General features: G+C 48.1%; 22 protein-coding genes. 18 read left to right on the forward strand and 4 right to left on the reverse strand.

The features are described from left to right. Nucleotides 1-11: 11 nt before the first annotated feature. Nucleotides 12-497, forward strand: coding sequence for a hypothetical protein (locus JK130_RS08420; RefSeq protein ID WP_218353873.1), 486 nt, complete (start codon nt 12-14; stop codon nt 495-497). 8 nt (nt 498-505) lie between these two features. On the opposite strand, the gene queG is transcribed toward JK130_RS08420, so the two are convergent. Beyond that, nucleotides 506-1,651 carry a tRNA epoxyqueuosine(34) reductase QueG gene (gene queG, locus JK130_RS08425; protein WP_218353874.1) on the reverse strand — a complete coding sequence of 382 codons (1,146 nt, stop codon included), beginning with the start codon at nt 1,649-1,651 and terminating at the stop codon, nt 506-508. A gap of 6 nt (nt 1,652-1,657) precedes the next feature. Here queG and JK130_RS08430 point away from each other — a divergent pair, with 6 nt between their 5' ends. The 14 genes from JK130_RS08430 to JK130_RS08495 all read left to right on the forward strand — a co-directional run bounded on the left by JK130_RS08430 (nt 1,658) and on the right by JK130_RS08495 (nt 18,457). After that, nucleotides 1,658-3,157, forward strand: a complete 1,500-nt coding sequence (locus JK130_RS08430; protein WP_218353875.1) for an NAD(P)H-hydrate dehydratase — start codon at nt 1,658-1,660, stop codon at nt 3,155-3,157. 73 nt (nt 3,158-3,230) lie between these two features. Then, nucleotides 3,231-3,734, forward strand: coding sequence for a tRNA (adenosine(37)-N6)-threonylcarbamoyltransferase complex ATPase subunit type 1 TsaE (gene tsaE / locus JK130_RS08435; RefSeq protein ID WP_218353876.1), 504 nt, complete (start codon nt 3,231-3,233; stop codon nt 3,732-3,734). Nucleotides 3,735-3,775: 41 nt separating this feature from the next. Then, nucleotides 3,776-5,110, forward strand: a complete 1,335-nt coding sequence (locus JK130_RS08440) for an N-acetylmuramoyl-L-alanine amidase (protein ID WP_218353877.1) — start codon at nt 3,776-3,778, stop codon at nt 5,108-5,110. A gap of 27 nt (nt 5,111-5,137) precedes the next feature. Then, on the forward strand, nt 5,138-6,952 hold the full coding sequence (gene mutL / locus JK130_RS08445) for a DNA mismatch repair endonuclease MutL (RefSeq protein WP_218353878.1): 1,815 nt from the start codon (nt 5,138-5,140) through the stop codon (nt 6,950-6,952). Further along, on the forward strand, nt 6,945-7,880 hold the full coding sequence (gene miaA / locus JK130_RS08450; RefSeq protein WP_218353879.1) for a tRNA (adenosine(37)-N6)-dimethylallyltransferase MiaA: 936 nt from the start codon (nt 6,945-6,947) through the stop codon (nt 7,878-7,880). Before mutL ends, miaA begins: the two co-directional genes overlap by 8 nt. Before the next feature lie 78 nt (nt 7,881-7,958). Beyond that, nucleotides 7,959-8,213: an RNA chaperone Hfq gene (gene hfq / locus JK130_RS08455; RefSeq protein WP_218353880.1), complete on the forward strand. Its 255-nt coding sequence runs from the start codon at nt 7,959-7,961 to the stop codon at nt 8,211-8,213. Between the two features lie 17 nt (nt 8,214-8,230). Beyond that, the gene (gene hflX / locus JK130_RS08460; protein WP_218353881.1) at nt 8,231-9,520 is read left to right on the forward strand and encodes a ribosome rescue GTPase HflX; all 1,290 of its coding nucleotides are present in this window, start codon (nt 8,231-8,233) and stop codon (nt 9,518-9,520) included. A 74-nt stretch (nt 9,521-9,594) separates the two neighbouring features. Continuing rightward, complete coding sequence (gene hflK / locus JK130_RS08465) at nt 9,595-10,752, forward strand: FtsH protease activity modulator HflK (protein WP_218353882.1); 1,158 nt, start codon at nt 9,595-9,597, stop codon at nt 10,750-10,752. Between the two features lie 3 nt (nt 10,753-10,755). Next, nucleotides 10,756-11,646, forward strand: coding sequence for a protease modulator HflC (gene hflC / locus JK130_RS08470; protein WP_218353883.1), 891 nt, complete (start codon nt 10,756-10,758; stop codon nt 11,644-11,646). Nucleotides 11,647-11,932: 286 nt separating this feature from the next. Continuing rightward, on the forward strand, nt 11,933-13,531 hold the full coding sequence (locus JK130_RS08475; RefSeq protein WP_218353884.1) for an AbgT family transporter: 1,599 nt from the start codon (nt 11,933-11,935) through the stop codon (nt 13,529-13,531). Between the two features lie 192 nt (nt 13,532-13,723). Further along, entirely contained in the window at nt 13,724-14,803 is a 1,080-nt protein-coding gene (hemH, locus tag JK130_RS08480; RefSeq protein WP_218353885.1) for a ferrochelatase, read from the forward strand. Further along, nucleotides 14,800-15,219 (forward strand): DUF4112 domain-containing protein, encoded by a 420-nt coding sequence (locus JK130_RS08485; RefSeq protein ID WP_343210989.1) that lies wholly within the window; start codon nt 14,800-14,802, stop codon nt 15,217-15,219. Before hemH ends, JK130_RS08485 begins: the two co-directional genes overlap by 4 nt. Nucleotides 15,220-15,376: 157 nt before the next feature. Then, the gene (locus tag JK130_RS08490) at nt 15,377-17,017 is read left to right on the forward strand and encodes an acetolactate synthase large subunit (RefSeq protein ID WP_218353886.1); all 1,641 of its coding nucleotides are present in this window, start codon (nt 15,377-15,379) and stop codon (nt 17,015-17,017) included. Nucleotides 17,018-17,029: 12 nt separating this feature from the next. Next, entirely contained in the window at nt 17,030-18,457 is a 1,428-nt protein-coding gene (locus JK130_RS08495; protein WP_218353887.1) for an aldehyde dehydrogenase family protein, read from the forward strand. Here JK130_RS08495 and JK130_RS08500 read toward each other — a convergent pair. After that, the gene (locus JK130_RS08500; RefSeq protein ID WP_218353888.1) at nt 18,454-18,819 is read right to left on the reverse strand and encodes a DUF2237 family protein; all 366 of its coding nucleotides are present in this window, start codon (nt 18,817-18,819) and stop codon (nt 18,454-18,456) included. The genes JK130_RS08495 and JK130_RS08500 overlap by 4 nt on opposite strands. A 103-nt stretch (nt 18,820-18,922) precedes the next feature. Between JK130_RS08500 and ubiG the strand changes: the two genes are divergently transcribed. The 3 genes from ubiG (at nt 18,923) to JK130_RS08515 (ending at nt 21,028) form a co-directional block, all read left to right on the forward strand. Next, nucleotides 18,923-19,690: a bifunctional 2-polyprenyl-6-hydroxyphenol methylase/3-demethylubiquinol 3-O-methyltransferase UbiG gene (gene ubiG, locus JK130_RS08505; RefSeq protein ID WP_218353889.1), complete on the forward strand. Its 768-nt coding sequence runs from the start codon at nt 18,923-18,925 to the stop codon at nt 19,688-19,690. 79 nt (nt 19,691-19,769) lie between these two features. Next, the gene (locus tag JK130_RS08510; protein WP_218353890.1) at nt 19,770-20,378 is read left to right on the forward strand and encodes a glutathione S-transferase family protein; all 609 of its coding nucleotides are present in this window, start codon (nt 19,770-19,772) and stop codon (nt 20,376-20,378) included. After that, nucleotides 20,378-21,028, forward strand: coding sequence for a glutathione S-transferase family protein (locus JK130_RS08515; protein ID WP_218353891.1), 651 nt, complete (start codon nt 20,378-20,380; stop codon nt 21,026-21,028). The genes JK130_RS08510 and JK130_RS08515 overlap by 1 nt, the downstream gene beginning before the upstream one ends. A 26-nt stretch (nt 21,029-21,054) precedes the next feature. On the opposite strand, the gene JK130_RS08520 is transcribed toward JK130_RS08515, so the two are convergent. Both JK130_RS08520 and JK130_RS08525 read right to left on the reverse strand, forming a co-directional pair. Then, complete coding sequence (locus JK130_RS08520; RefSeq protein ID WP_218353892.1) at nt 21,055-22,632, reverse strand: cisplatin damage response ATP-dependent DNA ligase; 1,578 nt, start codon at nt 22,630-22,632, stop codon at nt 21,055-21,057. Continuing rightward, nucleotides 22,633-23,640, reverse strand: coding sequence for a ligase-associated DNA damage response exonuclease (locus JK130_RS08525; protein ID WP_425514598.1), 1,008 nt, complete (start codon nt 23,638-23,640; stop codon nt 22,633-22,635). It lies immediately after the preceding gene. Nucleotides 23,641-23,815: the final 175 nt, after the last annotated feature.

Raw genomic sequence — 23,815 nt, forward strand, 5'->3', positions numbered from 1 at the left:
ATAGTTACGGTATGAAAAGCTGGATCTATCTGCTCTTGTTAGGCTTTGCTGCCATAGCTGCTTATAAATTTGGCTATTATCAGGAGCAACTAGCAGATAGCGATGAAGACAAGCAGCGAATCATGGCGCGCCTGGATCATAAGCCTGCGCTTCTGGCCACGACCCTGGAGTCTTCGATAGCCCCACAAGGCGAGTCGTTTATCAGCAGCGCCCCCGATTTTGAGGATATGTTCGACAGTGAGTCAGCAAGCCGGATAAAAGATTTTTTTACGTTGCATCCCCGGGCCGGTGAATTATTGCTGCATTCGGTAAAGTGCTCACTTAAAAGCTGCGAGCTAACCGGCGAATTCCGTGGCACTGCAGCTGATCTTAATTTAATGGTTGAACAGCTTGAGCACCAGGACTGGTGGCGTTATGGTAAAGCCATTCAAAACAGTACACTACAGGGCGATACGCACCATTTTACGTTGCGTTATCGGCCCGATATTACCTCCTAAAAAAAGCCTCAGGCGTCGCGGGGCAAGCCTTTTTCTATGACGCGGGTTAGCCTTGCGGTTTTTCGACTGGCAGGTTCAGAACTATCCATTAATTTAGTTTGCTGTTGTTCAATGGCCCAATTCACGTGCGGTTTTAGTAACGGCGAAGCATCGGGCAGGCATTGCTGTAATACCTTCAGTATTATGGTGTCAGCGCGGGCATTACCTAGCGCGATAGCAATGTTACGCCGCCACTTGTCATAACCAATACGACGAATAGGCGACCCTTCGGTGTTGCTTAAAAAAGTACTCTCATCCCACTGAAAAAGCGTTAGCAGCGATTGACCATGCAATGTCTGGCGCGGATGAAAATCTGTCTCTTCAGTAAGCGCTGCGTAGCGATTCCAGGGACACACCAACTGACAGTCATCACACCCGTAAATACGATTGCCCATAAGCGGGCGCAAGTGCTCTGGAATAATTCCGTCATATTCTATGGTCAGATAAGAAATACATTTTCGGGCATCTACCTGGTAAGGCGCAACGATGGCCCCGGTAGGGCACATGGTCATACAGGCGGTACAACTGCCACACCCTTCGGCAACCGGTTCATCTACCGGCAGTGGCAAATTAATAAACAGCTCACCTAAAAAAAACCATGAGCCAGCTTCCCGGCTTAAGGTCAAAGAATGCTTACCCGTCCAGCCTAAGCCGGCTTTTTCGGCGATGGCATGCTCAAGCACCGGCGCCGAGTCAACAAAGGGTCTGAACTCAGTGTCTGATAACTCAAGGGTGATTTTTTCTCCCAACTGCTTAAGCCGCTTACGTAATACCTTGTGGTAATCGCGGCCCAGCGCATAGCGACTGATGTACGCAATATGGCTGTCTTTAAGATGGTGTGCAAAAGAGGCATCAGGGGGTAAGTAGTCCATCCGAACACTGATCACCCTAACGGTACCGGGTACCAGTTCTTCGGGGCGGGCCCGTTTCATGCCATGCTTTTGCATGTAATCCATTTCGCCGTGATAGCCGTTGTTTAACCACTGCCGCAAAGCGTCTTCATGTTGCTGCAAATTAATGTCACTGATACCAACTTGCTGAAAGCCTAGCGCCCGGCCCCAAGCCTTGATATCGTGAGTCAACTGGATTAAATCTACTGTACTGATTCTGGACATGGACATATGCTGGATACACAATTGAGCTCAAGTTTATCACACAAACTGTTTCGCGCCGATGCAGTGCGCGACAATGAACAGCAAGCGGCCAGCGAAAGCTCGGTCACATTACTTACCTTGATGGAACGCGCAGGCGAGGCTATTTTCAGGCAGTGCGATAGCGCCTACCCAAAAGCCACGCAAATATTGGTTTTAGTCGGGCAGGGCAATAATGCCGGTGACGGATATATTGCCGCACTTTGTGCCCAACAGGCGGGACGCAAGGTAACTGTTTGTGCGGTCGAACCTGAGCGTCAGTTAGAAGGCGATGCAGGAGAGGCGCAACAGCGGTGGACAAAAGCGGGTAATTCGGTCTGTGGCTTCAGCGATACCGTGCTACAAAACGCTGATTTGGTGATAGATGCATTACTAGGTACCGGCATTAATACTTATATTCGCAACGAGTTTGCGCAAATTATTGATGCACTTAATCATCATGACGTACCGGTAGTCAGTGTGGATGTGCCTTCAGGCATTGATGCTAATACTGGACACGCACTGGGTGGCTGTGTTCAGGCAGACATGACGGTGACGCTGGTCGGCATTAAACCCGGCCTGACCACCGGCGTCGGTAAGCAGTCTTGTGGCCAGCTGGTTTATGATGACTTGGGCGTAGGCGAAGCCTTTGCCAAACTGGCCAGGCCCTATGCGACCTGGTTGGATATACGTCAGTTCAGTAGCCTGGGGCCGCGTGATGTACATAGTCATAAAGGCTCATATGGGCGGTTACTGTGTGTCGGTGGCAACAAAGGCACAGCAGGCGCTATCAGGTTATCTGGTGAAGCAGCACTGCGCAGTGGCGCTGGGATGGTCCGGGCTTACGTTCACGAAAAATCGATTATTCAGGTAAGTGCCGGGCGTCCCGAGCTAATGGTGACCAGTGAAGGGTTGAGCGATGCGTTGCAGTGGGCAAGTTGTGTGGTTATTGGCCCGGGGTTAGGGCAAGATGAATGGGCGCAGCAAACCTTTACTCAGGTTCTCAAACATTGTCAAAGCGAAGATAAACCGATTGTGCTGGATGCCGATGCATTAAATTTATTAGGTCAGCAAGCCAGTGCGTATACTCTGGAACACAGTATCTTAACGCCGCACGCAGGCGAGGCTGCCAGGCTGCTTGGCGTATCAGTAGACGATGTAGAAAGCGACCGTTTTAATTATGCGAAACAGTGCGCACAGCGTTATCATGCCACGTGTGTATTGAAAGGCGCTGGGACCATTATTGACGATGAAGACTCGGTCGCGGTATGTCGTCATGGTAACCCGGGTATGGCAACCGCCGGTAGCGGTGATGTGTTAAGTGGTATACTTGGTGCTTTACTTGCACAGGGAATGAGTCTCGATATTGCCAGCCGTTATGGGGTAACCTTACACGCCAAGGCAGGGGATGATTTGGCGGGGCTTTATGGGCAACGCGGTATGTTGGCCAGCGATTTGTTTGACGCTGTGCGGGCATTGATTAATCAGTAATATAGTAGTGTATTGGTCAGCCGCGCAAACTGCTGGCCAATATCAGACAATAGCAACAGGCAGTAGCGCATTCATGTCACAGTTTTTATCACAGACACCTCTTAAGGTATCAATATCAAATGAACAACAAACCTGTGAGTTGGCTCAGCAACTGGCTGTACAGGCGCGCAGTTTTGCCCAACCAGGGTTGGTAATTTATCTTGAAGGTGATTTGGGCGCAGGCAAAACAACCTTTAGCCGTTACTTTATCCAGGCCCTGGGGCATTCAGGCAATGTGAAAAGTCCAACTTATACGCTCGTTGAACCCTATGAGTTAGAGGGGCTCGATGTGTATCATTTTGACTTGTACCGGCTAGGCGATCCTGAAGAGCTCGAATTTATGGGAATTCGTGACTACTTTGCTAAAAATACATTATGCGTAATTGAGTGGCCGGGGCAGGGTGAAGGCTGGCTCTCCCCTGCGGATTTGCATATCTCAATTGAATTGCACCGTGAAAATCGGTTATTTATATTGCACGGCGAATCATTAGCTGGCAAAGCGCTAATTAATAAGTTAAACCAGCCCCAAGACAGCTAATTTAACAACAATAACGACGATTCATCAGGCAAGGGCGAAGTATGGTGCGCTTTTTTTTATTTCTTACAGTGGTATGGCTGATAGCCACGCCCCTGCATGCGGCGCAAAGTCGTATTCAAAATGTGCGGGTGGCACCTGCGCCCGACAAAACACGGGTAGTGCTGGATTTACCCAGTGCGCCGCAATTTACGTATTTTACGTTAGCAAACCCGCATCGCGTGGTAATAGACTTAGCCAGTACCAGTGACGAGACAGCGCTGAGCATAGACGGAAAAACCGGCTCTTTGCTTAAAAGGGTCCGTTATTCAACGCCTAAAAATCCGCAATCGGCCAGGCTGGTATTAGATTTAACCCGAAAGACTGATCCTACGCTTTTTGCCGTGGCTCCTGACGGTGCTTCTGGCCATAGGTTGGTTATTGATTTACCTGATGACAACGCAAACACATCAACACGCCCATCCAATGCTGTGCGCATTGACAGTAGCAGTAACACGCGCGACCGCGACATTATTGTCGCAATTGATGCCGGGCACGGTGGTAAAGACCCGGGCTCAGTGGGCCCCTCAGGTACGTATGAAAAAAATATTACCCTGAGCATTGCAAAAAAACTGGCAGCCTTAATTGACGCTGAGCCCGGTATGCGATCCGTAATGACCCGTAGTGGTGATTACTATGTGTATCCCACCAAGCGACCAGAAATAGCCCGAGACAAAAAAGCAGATTTGCTTATCTCAATTCATGCCGATGCATTTAGTCAACCCGAGCCGCGTGGCGGTTCAGTGTGGGTGTTATCAATGCGTCGTGCCGACTCTGAGCTGGGCCGCTGGCTTGAGAAAACCGAGCGTCATTCAGAGCTACTTGGCGGTGCTGCCGAAGTAATATCAGACAATGCCAGCGAACGTTATTTAGCAGAAACCATCATTGGTTTGTCAATGGACCATTCTATGTCAGCCAGCTATGACCTGAGCAAAAAGGTCATTGGCGAGATGAAGCAAATTACCCGTTTGCACAAACGCCAGCCCCAGGCAGCCAGTTTTGCAGTACTGACCGCGCCAGATATCCCTTCCATTTTGGTTGAGGTAGGGTTTATTTCAAATCCGCAGGAAGAAAAAAACCTGTTGTGGGAAACCTTTCGGGAACGTTTGGCCCGATCAATGTTCAATGCTACTAAAGATTATTTTAAAGAGGTCCCGCCCGACGGAACCTTATGGGCGGCAAACAAAGAGCGCAACCGCACCCATAAAGTTCGAAGTGGGGAGTCACTTTCTTTATTAGCGCAACGTTACAATGTAAAAATAAGCAGCATTCGCGAAGCCAATAACTTACGCACTGATGTTGTACAGGTTGGTCAGGTTCTGACTATCCCAAGTACCTGAGATACTCGAAAAAACGGATATTCTATTTTGCCTATACAATTGCTGCCACCACAACTGGCGAACCAGATTGCCGCGGGAGAGGTGGTCGAACGCCCAGCCTCGGTCGTTAAAGAGCTGGTAGAAAACAGTCTGGATGCCGGCGCTACGCGAATTGAGCTGGAAATTGAGCGCGGCGGGCATAAGCGCATCAAATTGAAAGACAATGGAAATGGCATTGCCAAAGATGAGCTACAGTTGGCGTTAAGTCGCCACGCCACCAGCAAAATTGCCACGTTGGACGATCTTGAGAAAATTCTATCATTAGGGTTTCGGGGCGAAGCTCTGGCCAGTATCAGCTCGGTAAGCCGGCTGACCCTAACCTCTAAGCCTAAAGCCCAGCCTGAAGCGTGGCAGGCGTGTTGTGAAGGACGTGAAATGCAGGTGTCGGTCACCCCGGCCGCGCACCCCGATGGTACCACCATTGATGTTGCCGATTTGTTTTACAATACCCCCGCGCGGCGCAAATTTTTACGAACCGAAAAAACCGAATTTCAACATATCGAGGATGTATTACGGCGTATTGCGTTAAGTCATCCAACCGTGAGTTTTACGCTAAAGCACAATGGTAAAACCATAAAACGCTATACAGTGTCAGGTCACCAACCGCACCGTCAGCGTATCGCCCAGGTGGTAGGGCAAAAATTTGTGGATAACGCCATCCATGTTGAGCTTGATTACCAGGGAATGGCGGTTGAAGCCTATCTGGGGAACGACCAGGTAATGCGCAGCAGTAACGACTGTCAGTTTTCGTTTGTTAACGGCCGGGGCATGCGTGACAAGCTAATTTTACATGCTATTCGACAGGCTTATGAAACGGTTTATGCGTCTCATGAACAACCTGCTTTTGTGTTTTATCTTACGGTTGAGCCCAAGGAGGTCGATGTTAATGTGCATCCGGCAAAACATGAGGTCCGCTTTCAGCAAAGTCGGTTAGTTCATGACTTTATCGTGAAAACGGTAGCCGATGCATTGATGCCTTCCGAGCAGGGCCATTATAGCGAAGAGCCTGAGCATGATTATATTCGGCCTTTATCTTCAACGGCCAATGAACCGTCTTTTCGCCGCGACACTTTCACCGAACCACATACGGCAGCGCAGCCCGAACCGTCTAATTTCGGGTCACGTGACTTTAAAGTGGGACATAACCCCGGGGCGGGTAGCGGGTTGTCGGGTTCTTTTGGCCGAAGTAGGGGCGCTGGAAGGATGTCATCACGTAAGCCGGCGGTTAGCGAAACCTATCAGGCTCAGTATAACCAGTTGATGAATACGCCCAATGCTGATGAGAATGACCCGTCGTTTCAGTTTTCTATGCTTTCAGTGTCCCCACACCATCGACTGATTAGCCAGTGTGAGCAGGTCTGGCTGTTAAGTGTCGATGATCTTTTAATGCCATGGTGGCAATCTCTGCTAAACGTTGAAAGCACTTCACAACCGTTACTTATGCCGGTCGCCATCGAAAACAGGCAGGTTTTCGAGTCTACGATTAGCTTGCTTAACGAACTTGGGTTTGTGATTAACCGGGCGGCGGGCAAAGTACGGTTACAGCAGGTACCGGCGGGTAGCCGTCATTTGCCCTGGGTGGCGTTGTTTCCGGCAATAATGTCAGTCGATGCTACCCAAAAAGAAGCCTTAGCCCGAAAGTTGGCTAACCTGTCGATAGATTGGCCCGCGTCTGTTTTTGAATTAATCTGGCAATGGTTTGATGTTCAGGCGCAGGCAAAACGCTGGGCTTGGATTCAGGAGTTTGGTAAAGTGCGCACGCTGGAAAGTTTGGTACAACAGTGGGACAACCCTGATGTCTGAGAACAACACACAAGCTTTGCCCGTGGTGGCCATTATGGGGCCAACAGCGTCAGGTAAAACCGGGCTGGCTTTAGAGCTTGCAGCCGCAAGACCCTGTGAAATTATCAGTGTCGATTCGGCGTTAGTCTATACTGGTATGAATATCGGAACCGCTAAGCCTACAAAAGCCGAGCAAGCTATCGCGAAGCATTGGCTTATTGATATACTTGACCCGACCCAAAGCTATTCTGTTGCCCAGTTTTGTCGCGATACGATTGTACTTATTGAACAAATTCATCAACGCGGTCACATACCCATTTTGGTGGGTGGCACAATGATGTATTTTAATGCCTTGATAAACGGAATTTCGCCCTTACCTAAGTCTGACGAAACAATTCGGGCCGATATAGCACAACAGGCACAGACTCACGGGTGGGAAGCATTGCACAGGGAGTTGTCAGACATTGACCCCGTTAGTGCAAAGCGCATTCATCCTAATGATCCACAGCGTCTTAGCCGGGCCCTTGAAGTGTATCGTAGCTCGGGTAAATCACTGACTGACTGGCAGCAGCAAAAGGGTCCGGCATGTCCGTATGCGATAACCCAGTTTGCTATTGCGCCGGCCGAACGTTCGCAATTACACGCCCGTATCGCCGAGCGTTTCGATATTATGCTAAAAAATGGTCTTGTAAGCGAAGTAGAAAAATTGCATAAGCGAGGTGATCTTCATGAAGATTTACCCGCTATACGATCAGTAGGATACCGACAAGTTTGGCAGTATCTGGAAGGCGAGTTGTCTTTTGCGCAAATGCGCGAAAAAGGCATTATTGCAACCCGACAGCTGGCCAAACGTCAAATGACCTGGCTTAGAGGTTGGCCAGAAGTTATTTGGCTAGACACATTTGCTAACGATAATTTGGCCAAAATATTGGCAAAAATCACACCCTGATTAAGGAGTGTGGTATACATTAAGCATAGTGACCGTATTATGCGTGTCACATCAATAATAAAAAATTAAGGATTTCAGATGGCTAAAGGGCAATCTCTACAAGACCCGTTTTTGAATGCGTTACGTAAAGAACGTATTCCGGTATCAATTTATCTGGTTAATGGTATTAAGCTTCAGGGCCAGGTTGAGTCATTTGACCAGTTCGTGATTTTACTTAAAAACACCGTGAGCCAGATGGTATACAAACATGCTATTTCAACCGTAGTACCGGCACGGGCCATTACTATGCCTAGTGCAACCCAAGGAGATGCAGACAATACTAACACTGACTAATTTAAAAGGTAATTCGCTTGTTTGACCGTTATGAAGCCGGTGAACGGGCTGTCCTTGTTCATATCAATTTTACTGACGAGAATACCAAAGAAGAACTTGCAGAACTTGAACTGTTGGTAAATTCTGCAGGTGTGGATGCGGTTGAAGTCCTTACCACATCTCGGAATTCTCCCCATGCAAAATACTTTGTGGGTTCAGGAAAAGCCGAAGAAATTGCTGCTGCAGTCAATGCGCACGAAGCGAATGTGGTTATCTTTAATCATTCGCTGTCACCGTCGCAAGAGCGCAATTTAGAGGCAATCTGCAAGTGCCGGGTGCTAGACAGAACCGGCCTGATACTGGATATTTTTGCGCAGCGCGCCCGTACCCATGAAGGGAAACTACAGGTAGAGCTAGCGCAGCTTCGTCACATTTCAACCCGACTTATCCGGGGCTGGACTCACCTTGAGCGCCAAAAAGGCGGCATAGGCCTGCGTGGGCCGGGTGAAACACAACTAGAAACTGACCGTCGTTTGTTGCGCGGACGCATCAAAACAATATTAAAACGGTTAGAAAAAGTTCAGAAACAGCGTGAGCAGGGTCGCCGGTCACGCAAACGTGCTGAGATTCCTACGGTTTCGCTGGTGGGGTATACCAATGCGGGTAAGTCGACCTTATTTAACCAAATTACCGACTCGCATGTATACGCTGCTGACCAGTTGTTTGCTACCCTGGACCCAACATTGCGAAAAATAGAATTGCAAGATGTAGGCGAAGCTATTTTAGCCGACACGGTTGGGTTTATACGACACCTTCCACACGACCTGGTGGCGGCATTTAAGGCAACACTTCAGGAAACTCAGGAAGCAGATATTTTGCTACATGTTGTCGATGTATCAGACGCTCGTTACCGTGAAACGATGGATGAGGTCAACGATGTGCTTGATGAGATTGATGCGAGTGATATTCCTCAGTTAATCATCTGTAATAAGATAGATAATCTTGAGGGTGTTGAACCTCGTATTGAACGCAATGACGAAGGACGGCCGTTACGGGTTTGGCTTTCTGCGCATACCGGGCAGGGCGCTGAATTACTTAGTGAGGCACTGACCGATTGTCTGGCAAAAAATATGGTAAGTTATACTTTGCGCATTCCTCCCGCGCAAAGTCAGCTTCGTGGTGTATTATTTGACCTTAATTGCATCTCACAAGAATCGTATGCTGAAGATGGCGATTGGGTGGTAGATGTAAAAATGCCGGCAGCCGACTGGAATCGTCTTGAAAAACGACTCGATAATGGTCTATCTGAATTTGTAGTGCACCACTGAACTTGTGGTACAAGGTAGTTCAGCACGCAAATTTTAAGTACACTAAATTAATAACCACTTTACGGAGTATTAGCATGGCTTGGAATGAGCCGGGTGGCAACAAGAACGATGACCCCTGGAAAAACCGTGACAAACGTGACCAGGGACCACCTGATCTGGACGATGTGTTTAAAAACCTGTTCGGCAAATTCAGTAAGATGGGCGGCGGCAATGGCGGCGGCTCAGGAAAAAGCATGGGCAAACTGGGCGTAGGCCTGCTGGTTGGCTTATTGGTTGTTATCTGGTTTGTTAGCGGATTTTATACAATTAAAGAAGCAGAACGTGGCGTGGTATTACGCTTTGGTGAACTTTATACCGAGGTTGACCCTGGTTTGCGCTGGAAGCCCACTTTTATTGATACGGTAATCCCGGTCGATGTTCAGTCTATTCGCGACCTGGACACCTCGGGCTCAATGCTGACCGAAGACGAAAATGTGGTGCGGGTGCAAATGGAGATGCAGTATCGCGTCTTTGACCCATATCGCTGGAATTTTTCGGTGATTAATCCTGAGTCAACGTTAAGCCAGGCCTTAGACAGCGCGATACGTTATGTTGTTGGCCATTCAGAAATGGATGATGTGCTAACAGACGGTCGTGAAGTCACCCGACAACGTGTATGGGAAGAGCTTCAATCTATTTTAGAACCTTACGACATGGGCGTATCTATTATTGATATGAACTTTCGTGATGCGCGTCCTCCTGAGGAAGTTAAAGATGCGTTTGATGATGCCATTTCTGCTCAGGAAGATGAACAGCGTTTTATTCGTGAAGCTGAAGCCTATGCGCGAGAAATTGAACCCCGTGCCCGAGGCCGTGCAAATCGTCTGAACGAAGAAGCCCAGGCGTATAAAGAGCAGGTAATTCTGGAAGCACAGGGTGAAATTGCCCGCTTTGAAGAATTATTACCTCAATATGAAAGTGCACCTGAGGTTACCCGCGACCGAATCTATATTGAAACCATGGAAACTGTATTTGGTAATACCAGTAAAATTCTGGTGGATACCAAAAATGGTAACAACATGATGTATCTGCCGCTGGATAAAATTATGGAGCGCCGTAATTCGTCAACGCGTAACGCAAAAGATATGTTGCCTGATTTACGTTCACTTGACTCTTCAAACAATCAACAAAATTCAAACACCGGTAATAACCCTAGGGTTCGTGATAGCCGCTTTAACAATGGAGGACAATAACGCATGAAGAATTTGCTGGTAATTGTGCTTATTCTAATCGTCGCGCTAGCGTCAGGTTCGTTGTTTGTAGTGCGCGAAGGCGAACGTTCGATTGTTATTCAGTTTGGTAAAGTGCAGCGTGATGATGCGACGGGCGATACCAAAGTATTTGAACCTGGCTTACATTTTAAACTGCCTTTTATCGACTCGGTAAAAACGTTGGATGCACGCATTCAAACTTTAGATGATGCGCCAGATCGGTTTGTAACCTCTGAGAAAAAAGACTTAATTGTTGATTCTTATGTGAAGTGGAAAATTGATGATTTTGCCCGTTACTATCTTTCTACAGGTGGTAATAAAATGCAGGCCGAGGCGCTGCTTAAGCAAAAAGTTAATAATGGATTACGGTCTGAGTTTGGTACCCGTACTATACGTCAAATTGTTTCGGGTGAGCGTTCTGCGCTTATGAATCAGGCCATGGAACAAGCTTCAACGTCGTCTGATGAGTTGGGTATTGAGATTGTTGATGTACGCGTTAAACAGATCAATCTTCCAACTGAGGTGAGTAACTCTATTTTCCAACGGATGCGCGCAGAACGTGCCGCAGTGGCACGTGAACACCGCTCTGAGGGTCAGGAACAAGCTGAGGTTATTCGCGCCGATATTGATGCAAAGGTCACAGTAATGCTGGCCGATGCTAAGCGTAATGCGCGTCAGGTACGCGGTGAAGGGGATGCATCGGCAGCTCAGATTTATGCCTCTGCTTACTCTCAAAACGCAGATTTTTATCGCTTCTTACGCAGTATGGATGCTTATCGGACAAGCTTCGATAGCAAACAAGACATATTGGTGGTAGAACCCGATTCTGAGTTCTTCCGTTATATGAACGATAAAACAGGCAATAGTGGTAATTAAACAACTATAGCGTGTTGCATAAGCCAGCCTACGGGCTGGCTTTTTTATGCCTTTAAAAGATAAAACGCAGTGATGCTCAAGGTGGAGCTTGTCCGAATAAACCCAATAACGTACGGCTTTATGCCGCTACCTGGTTGAAAAGTAATCGTTTGATAACGTTTTATTCACAATGTGTGCGTTAAGGACCGGCTTAGGCTACAATCGCTGCCGTTAAAAGATCAACTTAGCTAGGCAAAAGCTGCATTCAGGCTGCCAGCATTATGAATTATTAGTTAGAGGTATTAGTTTGTCTTCCAATCAATCTCCAAGCCAGACGTCGTATGAAGACCAGGCTCAAACCGGAATTTTTGCCAGATTTCTGGCTACTGTAGAGTGGCTTGGTAATCTTTTGCCACACCCGGTTACGTTATTTGCTCTGCTTTCTTTGTTTATTGTGTTGCTCAGCGGAATTCTTGGCTACTTTGATATATCGGTTATGGACCCGCGGCCAGAGGGAGCGAGTGGACGTAGCGCCGATGGCGTTATTAGCGTCATATCGTTGATGAGCGCCGAAGGGTTACAAAGAATTGTCACCGGCCTGGTGACCAACTTTACCGGCTTTGCCCCATTGGGTACCGTGTTGGTGGCACTTTTGGGGGTAGCTGTAGCTGAACATTCAGGCCTGCTGTCAGCGGCAATGCGCGGACTGGTTATGAATGCACCAAAGCAGGTGGTCACTTTTGCCATTGTATTTGCGGGCATTATATCTAACACCGCTTCAGAGCTTGGCTATGTTGTTCTTATTCCCCTTGCCGCGATGATTTTTCACTCGTTAGGACGTCATCCACTGGCGGGCTTGGCCGCTGCCTTTGCAGGTGTATCGGCCGGGTACAGCGCGAATTTACTTTTAGGTACTGTTGATCCACTGCTTTCGGGCATTACCGAAGCGGCCGCACAAATGATTGACCCCGGTTATTCGGTAGGGCCGGAGGTCAATTGGTACTTCATGTTCATCAGCACTTTTGTGATTGCGATTATGGGCGCGGTGGTTACTGAAAAAATCGTTGAACCCCGACTAGGCCAGTTTGACGAAACTCAGGCCCCTGAAGGTCTTGAAAAACAGCAGATGAATGCACCCACAGCTCAAGAGAAAAAAGCCCTGAAATGGGCAGGCGTTTCTTTTGCTTTAACTTGCGCTGTGCTGGCTCTGACTATCGTACCTGACTGGGGTATTTTGCGTCATCCAGAAACCGGTGAAGTAGTCGGTAGTCCATTTTTAAAAGGTATTGTCGCTTTTATCTTTATCACCTTTGCAATTCCGGGGTTTGTGTACGGCAAAGTAGTGGGCACCATGAAAAATGATAAAGACGTCATTGATGCCATGGCTAAAAGCATGGGGTCAATGGGTCTGTACATTACGCTGGTGTTTTTTGCCGCGCAGTTTGTAGCATTCTTCAAATGGACAAATTTGGGCACGGTGTTGGCGATTAAAGGCGCCGCCATGCTGCAGTCTGTGGGTTTAGATGGGCCGTCAGTGTTTATTTTATTTATCATGATGTGCGGCCTGGTGAATCTGTCTTTAGGCAGCGCCTCTGCACAATGGGCAGTTACCGCACCCATATTTGTGCCTATGCTAATGTTGGTGGGTTATGCTCCAGAGGTTATTCAGGCAGCGTACCGGGTAGGCGACTCGGTGACTAATGTTATCTCACCCATGATGAGCTATTTTGGCTTGATATTGGCCATGGCCGCCCGCTATCGAAAAGACATCGGAATGGGCACGCTCATCGCGATGATGTTGCCATACTCAATGATTTTCTTTGTCGGCTGGACCGTGCTGTTCTTTATCTGGGTTTTTGTGCTGGGAATGCCGGTGGGGCCTGGCGCCGCTACCTATTATCAGTAGCCAGACCTAAACTAAAAAGGCAGTTTTTCAACTGCCTTTTTTTATGGGGTATTGTTATTGAGTAAACTACCTTAAAAGGTATATTCGATTACCTCAATCAAATTTTCATTACGTTGTTTTAAACGATCGAATCTTCATATCATTTGGTATACATAGTAAAGTTTCTTTACACACCTCACTGGAACACGGTTAATGAAGTTTAAAGGCACAAAGGATTATTCACATCGTCAACAAGACAGGCTGGGAGTACTGATCACCAATCTGGGCACCCCGCAAAGCCCGACGGCCGCTGCGCTTAAGCCTTACCTTAAACAATTTTTGTCGGATCCCAGGGTGGTTGAAGTTCCACGCTTTATCTGGTGGTTTGTGCTAAATGGTGTGATTTTGAATATTCGGCCTAAGCGCTCTGCAAAAGCTTATGCTTCGGTATGGACCGAAGACGGGTCGCCCCTTATGGCCATAACTAAACAGCAACACGCGGCGCTTGAAAAACGATGTCAGGACCATTACGGCGATGATGTAGTGGTCGATTTTGCCATGCGCTACGGAGACCCTTCTATTAGCAGCGCGCTTGACCGGCTGAACGCGAAGGGAGTTCGAAAAATTGTGGTATTACCGTTGTATCCGCAATATTGCGCCTCTACAACCGCCTCGACTTTTGACGCGGTGGCCGAAGATTTTCGTACGCGTCGCTGGATTCCTGAATTACGCTTTGTAACGCAATATCATGACAAACCGGCATACATAGAAGCATTAGCCAATAAAATCCGGGCCCACTGGAAACAACATGGCCGCGCCGATAAATTATTAATGTCTTATCACGGTATCCCTAAGCGGTATCTGCTAAACGGCGATCCGTATCACTGCCAGTGCTATAAAACCTCGCGTCTGTTGGCTGAAGCATTACAACTTACTGATAACGAGTATATGACTACCTTTCAATCCCGCTTTGGCCGTGAAGAATGGCTTAAGCCGTACACCGACGAAACCATGAAGCGTTTACCCGGTGAGGGAGTTAAGTCGTTGCAGGTGGTGTGTCCGGGCTTTTCGTCTGATTGCCTGGAAACAATTGAAGAAATTGGTGAAGAAAACAAAGAATATTTTATGGAAGCCGGAGGACAACGCTATGAATACATCGAAGCGTTGAACGCAGATAAAGCGCATATTGATGTTTTATTTGAACTGGTAGAAAACAATTTACACGGTTGGCGGTTAGAGCATGATAATGATGCTCGCGCACGTCGTGCCCAGGCATTAGGAGCAAGTCAGTGAGTGTAGATATACCCCGCGCACCAAAGTCATTAGCCGAAGCTCAAAAATTGGCGAACTTAATGGATACCGCATTTCGTATCCCGATCATTGGTTATCGTATTGGTTTAGATGGCCTGTTAGGGTTTATCCCTGTGGTTGGTGACGTAATTTCTCTGGTACTGGCGGCACGTATTGTAAGGCTGGCCAAAAAAATGGGTGTGCCCGAAGATATGCAAAAAAAGATGGTAAAGAATGTGGCTCTTGATTTTGTCATAGGTCTTGTTCCTTTTATCGGCGATGTGGCCGACTTCTTTTTTAAAGCAAATAAAGCGAATGTGAAAATGATGGAAAAATGGTGGCTGGCTCAGCATGACCATGACATTAAACAGGCGACCAAGGAAAATCTGACCCGGTGGGCTTCAGAACCTTCGTCTTAACATCATACCCAGGGGGGCCAAACAAGCGCTTTCTTTATTTGCATCCTCCTGTTTCTGCTTAACACCAACATTGATTATTAATCGCTTTCATCCTTGTCTGCGTAGCCATTAACACCCTGGTATAAACGCACTTTCAATAAAGGAGCAACAACACCGGATGAAAGCCTCTGACCTATTTGTGAAAGCCTTGGAAGCTGAGGGTGTTGAATACATCTTTGGCATTCCCGGTGAAGAAAACCTCGATCTTCTCGAATCCCTTAGAACGTCAAGTATTAAACTGGTATTAACCCGTCACGAACAAGGCGCGGGCTTTATGGCAGCAACTTATGGACGTCTGACCGGTAAAGTGGGTGTATGTCTATCTACCCTGGGCCCCGGGGCAACGAATCTGATGACCCCTGCAGCTTATGCACAGTTAGGTGCAATGCCAATGTTGATGATCACCGGACAAAAGCCAATCAAAACCTCTAAGCAAGGCCGGTTTCAGGTTATTGATGTGGTCGATATGCTTCGCTCGGTAACTAAATATACTACGCAGGTAGTCAGCGGTGAACGCATTCCCTCGATAGTGCGTGAAGCGTTCAGGGTGGCGCATGAAGAACGTCCCGGCGCGGTACATATTGAGTTGCCTGAGGATATTGCCGCCGAAAATACCGAAGCTCCGCTATTAAAACCCAGTATGACCCGCCGTCCTATCGCTGAATATAAAGCCATCGCCCATGCGGTAGAGATGATTGAGCAGGCGACCTCTCCGTTACTATTGATTGGCGCGGGAGCGAATCGTAAATTAACGGCTAAGATGTTACGTGAGTTTGTAGATGCCACAGGTATTCCTTTTGTCACGACGCAAATGGGCAAAGGTGTACTTAATGAAAGCGATCCGTTATTTGCAGGAAATACGGCGTTGTCAGATGGCGACTTTGTTCATCGAGCCATAGAGCGTGCAGACCTAATCATCAATGTGGGCCATGACGTAGTCGAAAAACCGCCCTTTTTTATGCATCACGATGGTCAGCAGGTTATTCACATAAACTTTGATTCGGCGACCGTAGACCCGGTCTATTTTCCGCAACTTGAAGTTGTGGGCGACATTGCCAATAGTATCTGGCAGATAAAACAAGATCTGACGCCGCAAGACAGTTGGAAACTCAACTTTTACAAAGACGTCCACGAAGCTTACGTGCAGCATCGGGGAGAAGCCGAAGGCGATGAGCGCTTTCCGGTATTACCTGAACGCTTTGTACGCGATGTCAGAAAAGTCATGCCTGAAAATGGCATTGTGACACTGGATAACGGGGTCTACAAAATCTGGTTTGCCCGAAATTATCCCGCATACGGCCCCAATACATTATTGCTGGATAATGCGCTGGCCAGCATGGGCGCGGGGTTACCTTCAGCGATTGGCGCTAAGTTGGTACATCCGGAGGTACCGGTAGTAAGCGTCTGTGGTGATGGCGGTTTTATGATGAACAGCCAGGAGCTGGAAACGGCGGTTCGTCTGAAATTAGATTTGGTGGTCATTGTGCTGCGCGACGATGCCTACGGCATGATCAAGTGGAAACAATCTCATATGAACCTGGGCAACTTCGGTCTTGATTACGGCAATCCTGATTTAGTTAAGTATGCCGAAAGCTACGGCGCTAAAGGCTGGCGTATTCATAATACTGCCGAAATCGCCACGACCCTGCAACAGTGTCTTGATACACCTGGGGTGCATGTTATTGATTGTCCGGTAGATTACAGTCTTAATGATGAAACACTTAACCGTACCATTAAAAAACTCAGTCAGAAACTTTAAGGAGCCACCGCCATGTTAAACAACAGCTATCCCTATTATCTGGCAAGCGAACCCGTATTTGCCAACGAAGACCTTGAAGTAACCAATAAATACACCGGCGAGGTGGCGACCAAAGTTGCCAAAGCCGATGCTGCAACAATTGATAAGGCGATTGCCGCCGCGCAAGATGCGCAACCCGCTATGACTAAAATGGCCCCGTATCAGCGCAAAGCCGTATTAGATCATTGTGTAAAACGGTTTGAAGAACGTTTTGATGAGCTTGCTCAGGCTTTGTGTATAGAAGCAGGAAAGCCTATTAAAGATTCAAAGGGCGAAGTAACCCGTCTTATCGATACCTTTCGAATTGCGGCGGAAGAAAGTGTACGTATTAATGGTGAAGTCATTAACCTTGAGATCTCTGAGCGCACACAGGGTTATCAGGGAATGACCAAAAAAGTACCTATTGGTCCTTGCTCGTTTATTTCACCGTTTAATTTTCCATTAAATTTAGCGGCGCACAAAGTCGCGCCTGCCATTGCCGCAGGTTGTACATTTGTTCTCAAGCCTGCCTCGCGTACCCCCATCGGCGCGCTTATTATTGGTGAGGTACTGGCCGAAACAGACTTACCCAAAGGCGCATTTTCAATTTTGCCATGCAGTCGCGATGGAGCAGAGCTATTTACCACCGACGAACGATTAAAATTGTTAAGCTTTACCGGCTCGCCAGATGTGGGCTGGGCCCTGAAAGCCAAGGCCGGTAAAAAGCCGGTGGTGCTTGAATTGGGCGGCAATGCAGCGTGTATTGTCGATGAGGACGCCGACCTTGAAGACGCCATCAATCGTATTATAGTGGGGGCTTATTATCAGTCGGGCCAGAGCTGTATAAGTGTGCAGCGTTTACTCGTTCATGAACGTATTTACGATGAATTCAAAGAACGTTACGTGGCCCGGGTAAAAGATTTGGTAAGTGGTGACCCTAGTGACGAAGATACCTTCATTGGCCCTATGATCGCCGATTCCGAGGCCGAGCGTCTTGAAAACTGGATAAATGCAGCAAAAGACAGTGGCGCCAGTATTTTGTGCGGGGGTTCGCGTCAGGGCCCCATGCTTGAAGCAACCGTACTGGAAAATGTACCTAAAGACTGTGATGTCAGTGCCGAAGAAGCATTTGGCCCTGTTTCTGTATTAGAAAAATTCTCGAGCTACGAGGAGGCGCTGAAAGAGGCGAACAACAGCCGTTACGGGCTTCAGGCTGGGGTTTTCACCCGGGATATTTATAAAATTCAGCAAGCCTGGGATGAACTTGAGGTAGGCGGCGTTATTATTGGTGATGTACCAAGTTGGAGAGTCGACAATATGCCCTATGGGGGCGTTAAAGATTCGGGTCTGGGTCGCGAAGGCTTACGCTATGCCATCGAAGATATGACCGAAACCCGATTGCTGGTCATTCGTCGGCCCTAAGCCGGCTCGCTGGTAAACATTTCTAAAATGGGCAGTGGAATAATCTCCAGTGCCCGAATATTGGTGGCGTTCAAATTTACTTTGGGCGCGACCCCTGCTTTATAGGCTTCTAGCCAGCGCGAAGCACAAAGACACCAACGATCGCCTGGCTTTAAACCCGAAAACGACAGGTCGGGTCGTGGAGTCATTAAATCGTTACCGTATGAGGCCGTGAATTCTAAAAATTCACGATCAACAATGGCGCATACGCTGTGGTTTCCCTTATCTGCTATCGGAGTGTAGCAAAACCCTTCGCGCGTAAAACCCGTATTGCCACAACACAGCTGTAAGGGTTTGCCATACACATTCTTTGCATTTCCCACAGGCCTTTTCCCTTGTCCTGAACACTATTGTTACGATCAGAGTATTAAATAGCCAGTTCAATAGCAATACGTTGCCCTACAAATAAGGTAGTGAGAATCTAATATGTTAGATAAGAGTGAACTTAGTAACTCAGTAAAAAACGACAATATGTCCGACGAAGAAGTGGCACGTTTTGATAAAATGGCCGAAGCCTGGTGGGACCCCAACGGCGCCTATAAGACAGCGCTGGCCTTTAATGCAGCCCGGGTAAAGGTAATGCAACAACAAATTTGTGCCACCCTTAACTGTGATGAACAAAGTCACCAGCCGCTGGCCGATATTAGGTTATTAGATGTTGGGTGTGGTGGTGGTCTTATCAGTGAATATATGGCAAAAGCGGGTGCTCAGGTGACCGGCATTGATGCCAGTGCGACCAGCATTGAAGTAGCAAAGCGACATGCGCAACAATCTGGGGTAAAGATTAACTATCAGCATATGTTGTCATCGCAGCTTGATAGCGAGCAACGTTACGATGTAGTGATTAATGCTGAGGTGGTAGAGCATGTTCCCGATCAAGCCGCGCTTATTAAAGATTGCGCCCGATTAGTTAAGCCCGGTGGAGTATTAATTCTGGCTACGCTGAATCGTACGGTGCTTAGTTACCTGATTGCGATAGTAGGGGCCGAGTATGTGATGAGGTACCTGCCCAAAGGGACGCACAGCTGGCGAAAATTTGTAAAGCCTGATGAGCTTGACCATTGGACCGGACCTGCGTTTACGCGTACTTATGCTACCGGTATGCGGTTAAATCCACTTAGCCAGCAATGGAAAACAACAAGCAGCCTGGCGGTTAATTATGTGTTGGTTTATCAACGTCATTCATCAAACTAATAGCTCAGGCTATGCGAAGATAATTTGACAGAAAAAGTTACCCGGGTAGGCTAAAGCAATAACACCAGGAGGCCCTGCTATGAAAATATACGAAACCAAGTCAGCACCGAATCCACGCCGTGTCAGAATGTTTTTAGCAGAAAAAAATATAGAGATGGATTTTGTGCAGCTTGATCTGCAAAAAGGTGAGAATCTTACTGCTGAAATGCGCGCTAAAAATCCGTTGGGCAAAGTACCGGTTTTGGAGCTGGATGATGGCACCTGTATTGCCGAAACCGACGCTATTTGTACCTATTTTGAAAACACACACCCTGAACCCCCGCTAATGGGCGTAGATGCCAAAGATAAAGCGGTGGTGGCAATGTGGCAGCGCCAGGTAGAGCTGGCTTTAATGATGCAGGTAGGGATGTGTTTTCAGCATACTACCGGCTATTTTAAAGACCGTATGGTACCGGTGGCCGAATTTGGACACGAAGCCGGAATTAATGCCAGCAAGTATCTGAATATTCTTGAACATCGACTTGAAAACAATGCCTACATTGCAGGCGAACGGTTTACTATTGCTGATATTACAGCCGTCTGCGCTATAGATTTTGCCCGGGTGGTCAAAATTCGTCTAGCCGATAAACACAAAAATTTACAGGCCTGGTACGAACGTATTAGCGCACGCGATAGCGCTAAAGCCTGATGATTACCCTCTACACTGCGGCCACCCCAAACGGCTGGAAGGCATCGGTTGCTTTGGAAGAGATGCAGCTGCCCTACGAGGTTCATAATGTTGATCTGCGCGGGGGCGAGCAGCATACCGAGGCGTTTCGAAAGTTAAACCCTAACGGACGCATTCCGGTTATTGTCGATCACGACGCTGCTCATACGGTCTTTGAGTCTGGGGCTATTATGCATTATCTGGCCGAAAAAACCGGGCTGTTTTTACCTCAGCATGCGCTTAAACGAAGTCAGGTGATGCAGTGGCTAATGTTTCAAATGGGGGGAGTCGGTCCTATGATGGGCCAGGCTAACGTATTTTACCGTTATTTGGACGAGACCATTCCTGTTGCCATAAAGCGGTATCAGAGCGAAGCCAGACGCTTATTTGAAGTATTAGACACACATTTGGCCAGCCATGAATATCTGGTCGATGAGTATAGCATTGCAGATATGGCAAACTGGTGCTGGGTACGAACCTACAAATGGTCGGGCGTGTCTATTGACGGCCTTGAGCATTTACGCCGCTGGAAAAACAGCATTGAAGCGCGGCCCGCTGCCCGACGGGGCGTTGAAGTACCCCACAAAATTGTACCTGAAGAAATCGCCAAAGCAGGAAAACGCCTGATATGACGCTGCCCGGAGCTTTGTCCCCTGATTTAGCTTTCGATTAATGCTTTCACATTGTCTAAGGTGTCGGCTTCGTTGGCAGGTTTGTCCCAGCGAATACGGTGAAAACGCGGGAAACGCAAGGCCACCCCTGACTTGTGTCGCCCTGAAGGGTGCGCCGCATCAAAAGCCACTTCAATCACCAGTTCTTTAGCAACTTCCCGCACTGGCCCGAAACGTCCCACGGTATGCCGGCGAACCCAGTTATCCAGTTTTTTAAGCTCTTCATCGGTAAAACCTGAATAGGCCTTGCCAATAGGCAACAACACATCATCCTGCCAGGCGCCAAATGTAAAGTCGGAATAAAAACTAGAGCGTTTCCCATGACCACGCTGGGCATACATAATAACCGCATCGACCAGTTTGGGCTGACGTTTCCATTTAAACCATAATCCCTTTGGGCGGCCCGGGACATACAGGCTGTCTTTGCGCTTTAACATTAGCCCTTCTACTGCGGTATCGTCACTGGCACGGGCGTAAAGCTGTTGCAAACTATCTCGGTCTTTTGCCTGTAAAGGTTGTGATAAATGCAGACGGTCACTCCGGCTTCGTTCAATAAACCGGACTAACAGTTGATGCCGTTCATCTAAGGTGCGATCGGTCAGCATCTGCTTTTCGTCGGCGATAATGTCGTACACCATCAGACCAGCAGGCAGGCTTTCTATTAACTTCTTCGGTGGTTTCTTTTTGTTAAGTCGTTGCTGCAGCTGATTAAAGGTATCCACATTATCGCCGTGCATTATCAGCAGCTCACCATCAAGTACGCAGTGTTCGGTGATGCTTTGTAATAAATCGGGGAAAGACGGGCTAATATCATCGCCAGTACGGCTGAACAAGGCTTTACCATTGGCGGTGCTAACCAGTTGTACCCGAATACCATCGTATTTGTGTTCAATCTGCCAGTCTTTGGGCTGCAATTCTTCCAGGTTCTTTTCATCAATAGGGTGAGACAGCATAACCGGATGAAAAGTGACTTCTTCAGAAATATCGGGTTTGTCGGCTTTGCCTTCTAACCATGCAAGCATGTCGCTATACGGGGGCGCGACACCGTGCCACAGAGTTTCAATTTCAGCCACGTCTGTGTCGCCAAATTTTGCCAGAATCTGCTTCATGGTGCGTGCTGAAACCCCAATACGTAATCCCCGGGTGCCTAATTTAATCAGGGCCCAACGTTGTGCAGCGGTCATGGCGTCGAGATACTTTGTGAGAAGCGGCTTAACGTCAGTGCGTTTGGCTTCGGCAAATTGGGTCACTATTTCACCTAGCGACGGCAACCCTTCAGCGCCGGGTGATGCTGATGCAGGCCATAAGTGCGCTACCGTTTCGCTCATTTCACCAACATAGTCATAGCTCATTTCGAACAACACCGGGTCGATGCGCTCAAGCATCAGTTGCTTTACCGCATTGCGCTTAAAAAAATCAAAGCGTAATGCTCCGGCCATCGCGGCAATGGCCCAGCCCCGGTCTGGGTCGGGGGTGCGCTGTAAATAATCGATAATAAGTGCTGATTTGGCATTATGGCTACCGGTAAAATACAGCTGTTCCAATAAATCACTAAAGTCTTCCATTTATCCGGTTTCCTGCTCATCTTCATAGCCTAATAAAGACAAGGCCCTGGCTTTAAACCCCATTTGTGTGGCCTGGTACACCAGCGCATTTTCGCGGCCGTGGGTCACCCACACTTCCTTTGCCCCCACCTCTTCAATGGTTTGAATCAGTTCCGGCCAGTCGCAATGATCAGAGATTATCATAGGTAGTTCGACCTGCTTTTGCCGGGCCCGGGCCCGAATCTGCATCCAGCCTGAGGCCATAACCGTGCGTACGTCAGGAAACGCCCGTGACCAGCGATCAGCCAACGCCGAAGGCGGGGCAATAACAATCTCGCCGGCCAATGTACTTTTGTCTTCTATTTCACTGACCGGTACCAGCTTGCCCAAATCAATACCATGTTGTTGATACAACTCGCATAAGCGAATTAATGCCCCATGTAAATAAATAGGTTTGTGATAACCGGCCTGGCGCAAAGCCAGAATAACCCGCTGACACTTTCCCAGTGCATATGATCCGACCAGGTGACAACGGTGTTTGAACACCTGCAAAGAATTGATGAGCTTATCGACCTCACGCTCTATAGGCGGGTGCGTGAAAACCGGTAAGCCGAAGGTGGCCTCGGTAATAAATACATCACAGGGCACCACTTCAAAGGGCAGGCAGGTTGGGTCGGGACGCCGTTTATAATCGCCGGAGACCACCAGCCGACTGCCTCGATATTCCAACAATACCTGCGCCGAACCCATAATATGTCCGGCGGGGTACAATGTCATGCGTACCGGATCATCAGCCTCGCCTAACATAACACTTTCGCCATACCGCATAGGTTGAGTAGACTCAGCCATTTCCTCGCCATAACGGGTGGTCATTATTGCCATGGTTTTATCTGTAGCGTACACATGCGAATGCCCGGCCATTGCATGATCAGTATGACCATGGGTTACCACGGCCAGCGCGACAGGTTTCATCGGGTCTATGTATAGGTCGGCAGGACGACAGTACAAGCCGGGCGATTCTACGCTCATCCAATGTTGGGGGTGCAAGGGTTCCTCCTTATGCTGGAACAAAAATATACGCATAAGAACAGGCTTTGGTTGCCTGCCGGTAAACTTAGCAAGGCAGTACTGCGTAATAACTGGCAAAAAACACGGCAGGAACACTCATTTTATCTGATAAGTTTTCACGGTGGTTTGCATCCCG

It is taken from the genome of Alteromonas lipotrueiana (genome assembly GCF_019249245.1).
GTDB classification, from domain to species: Bacteria; Pseudomonadota; Gammaproteobacteria; order Enterobacterales; family Alteromonadaceae; genus Alteromonas; species Alteromonas lipotrueiana.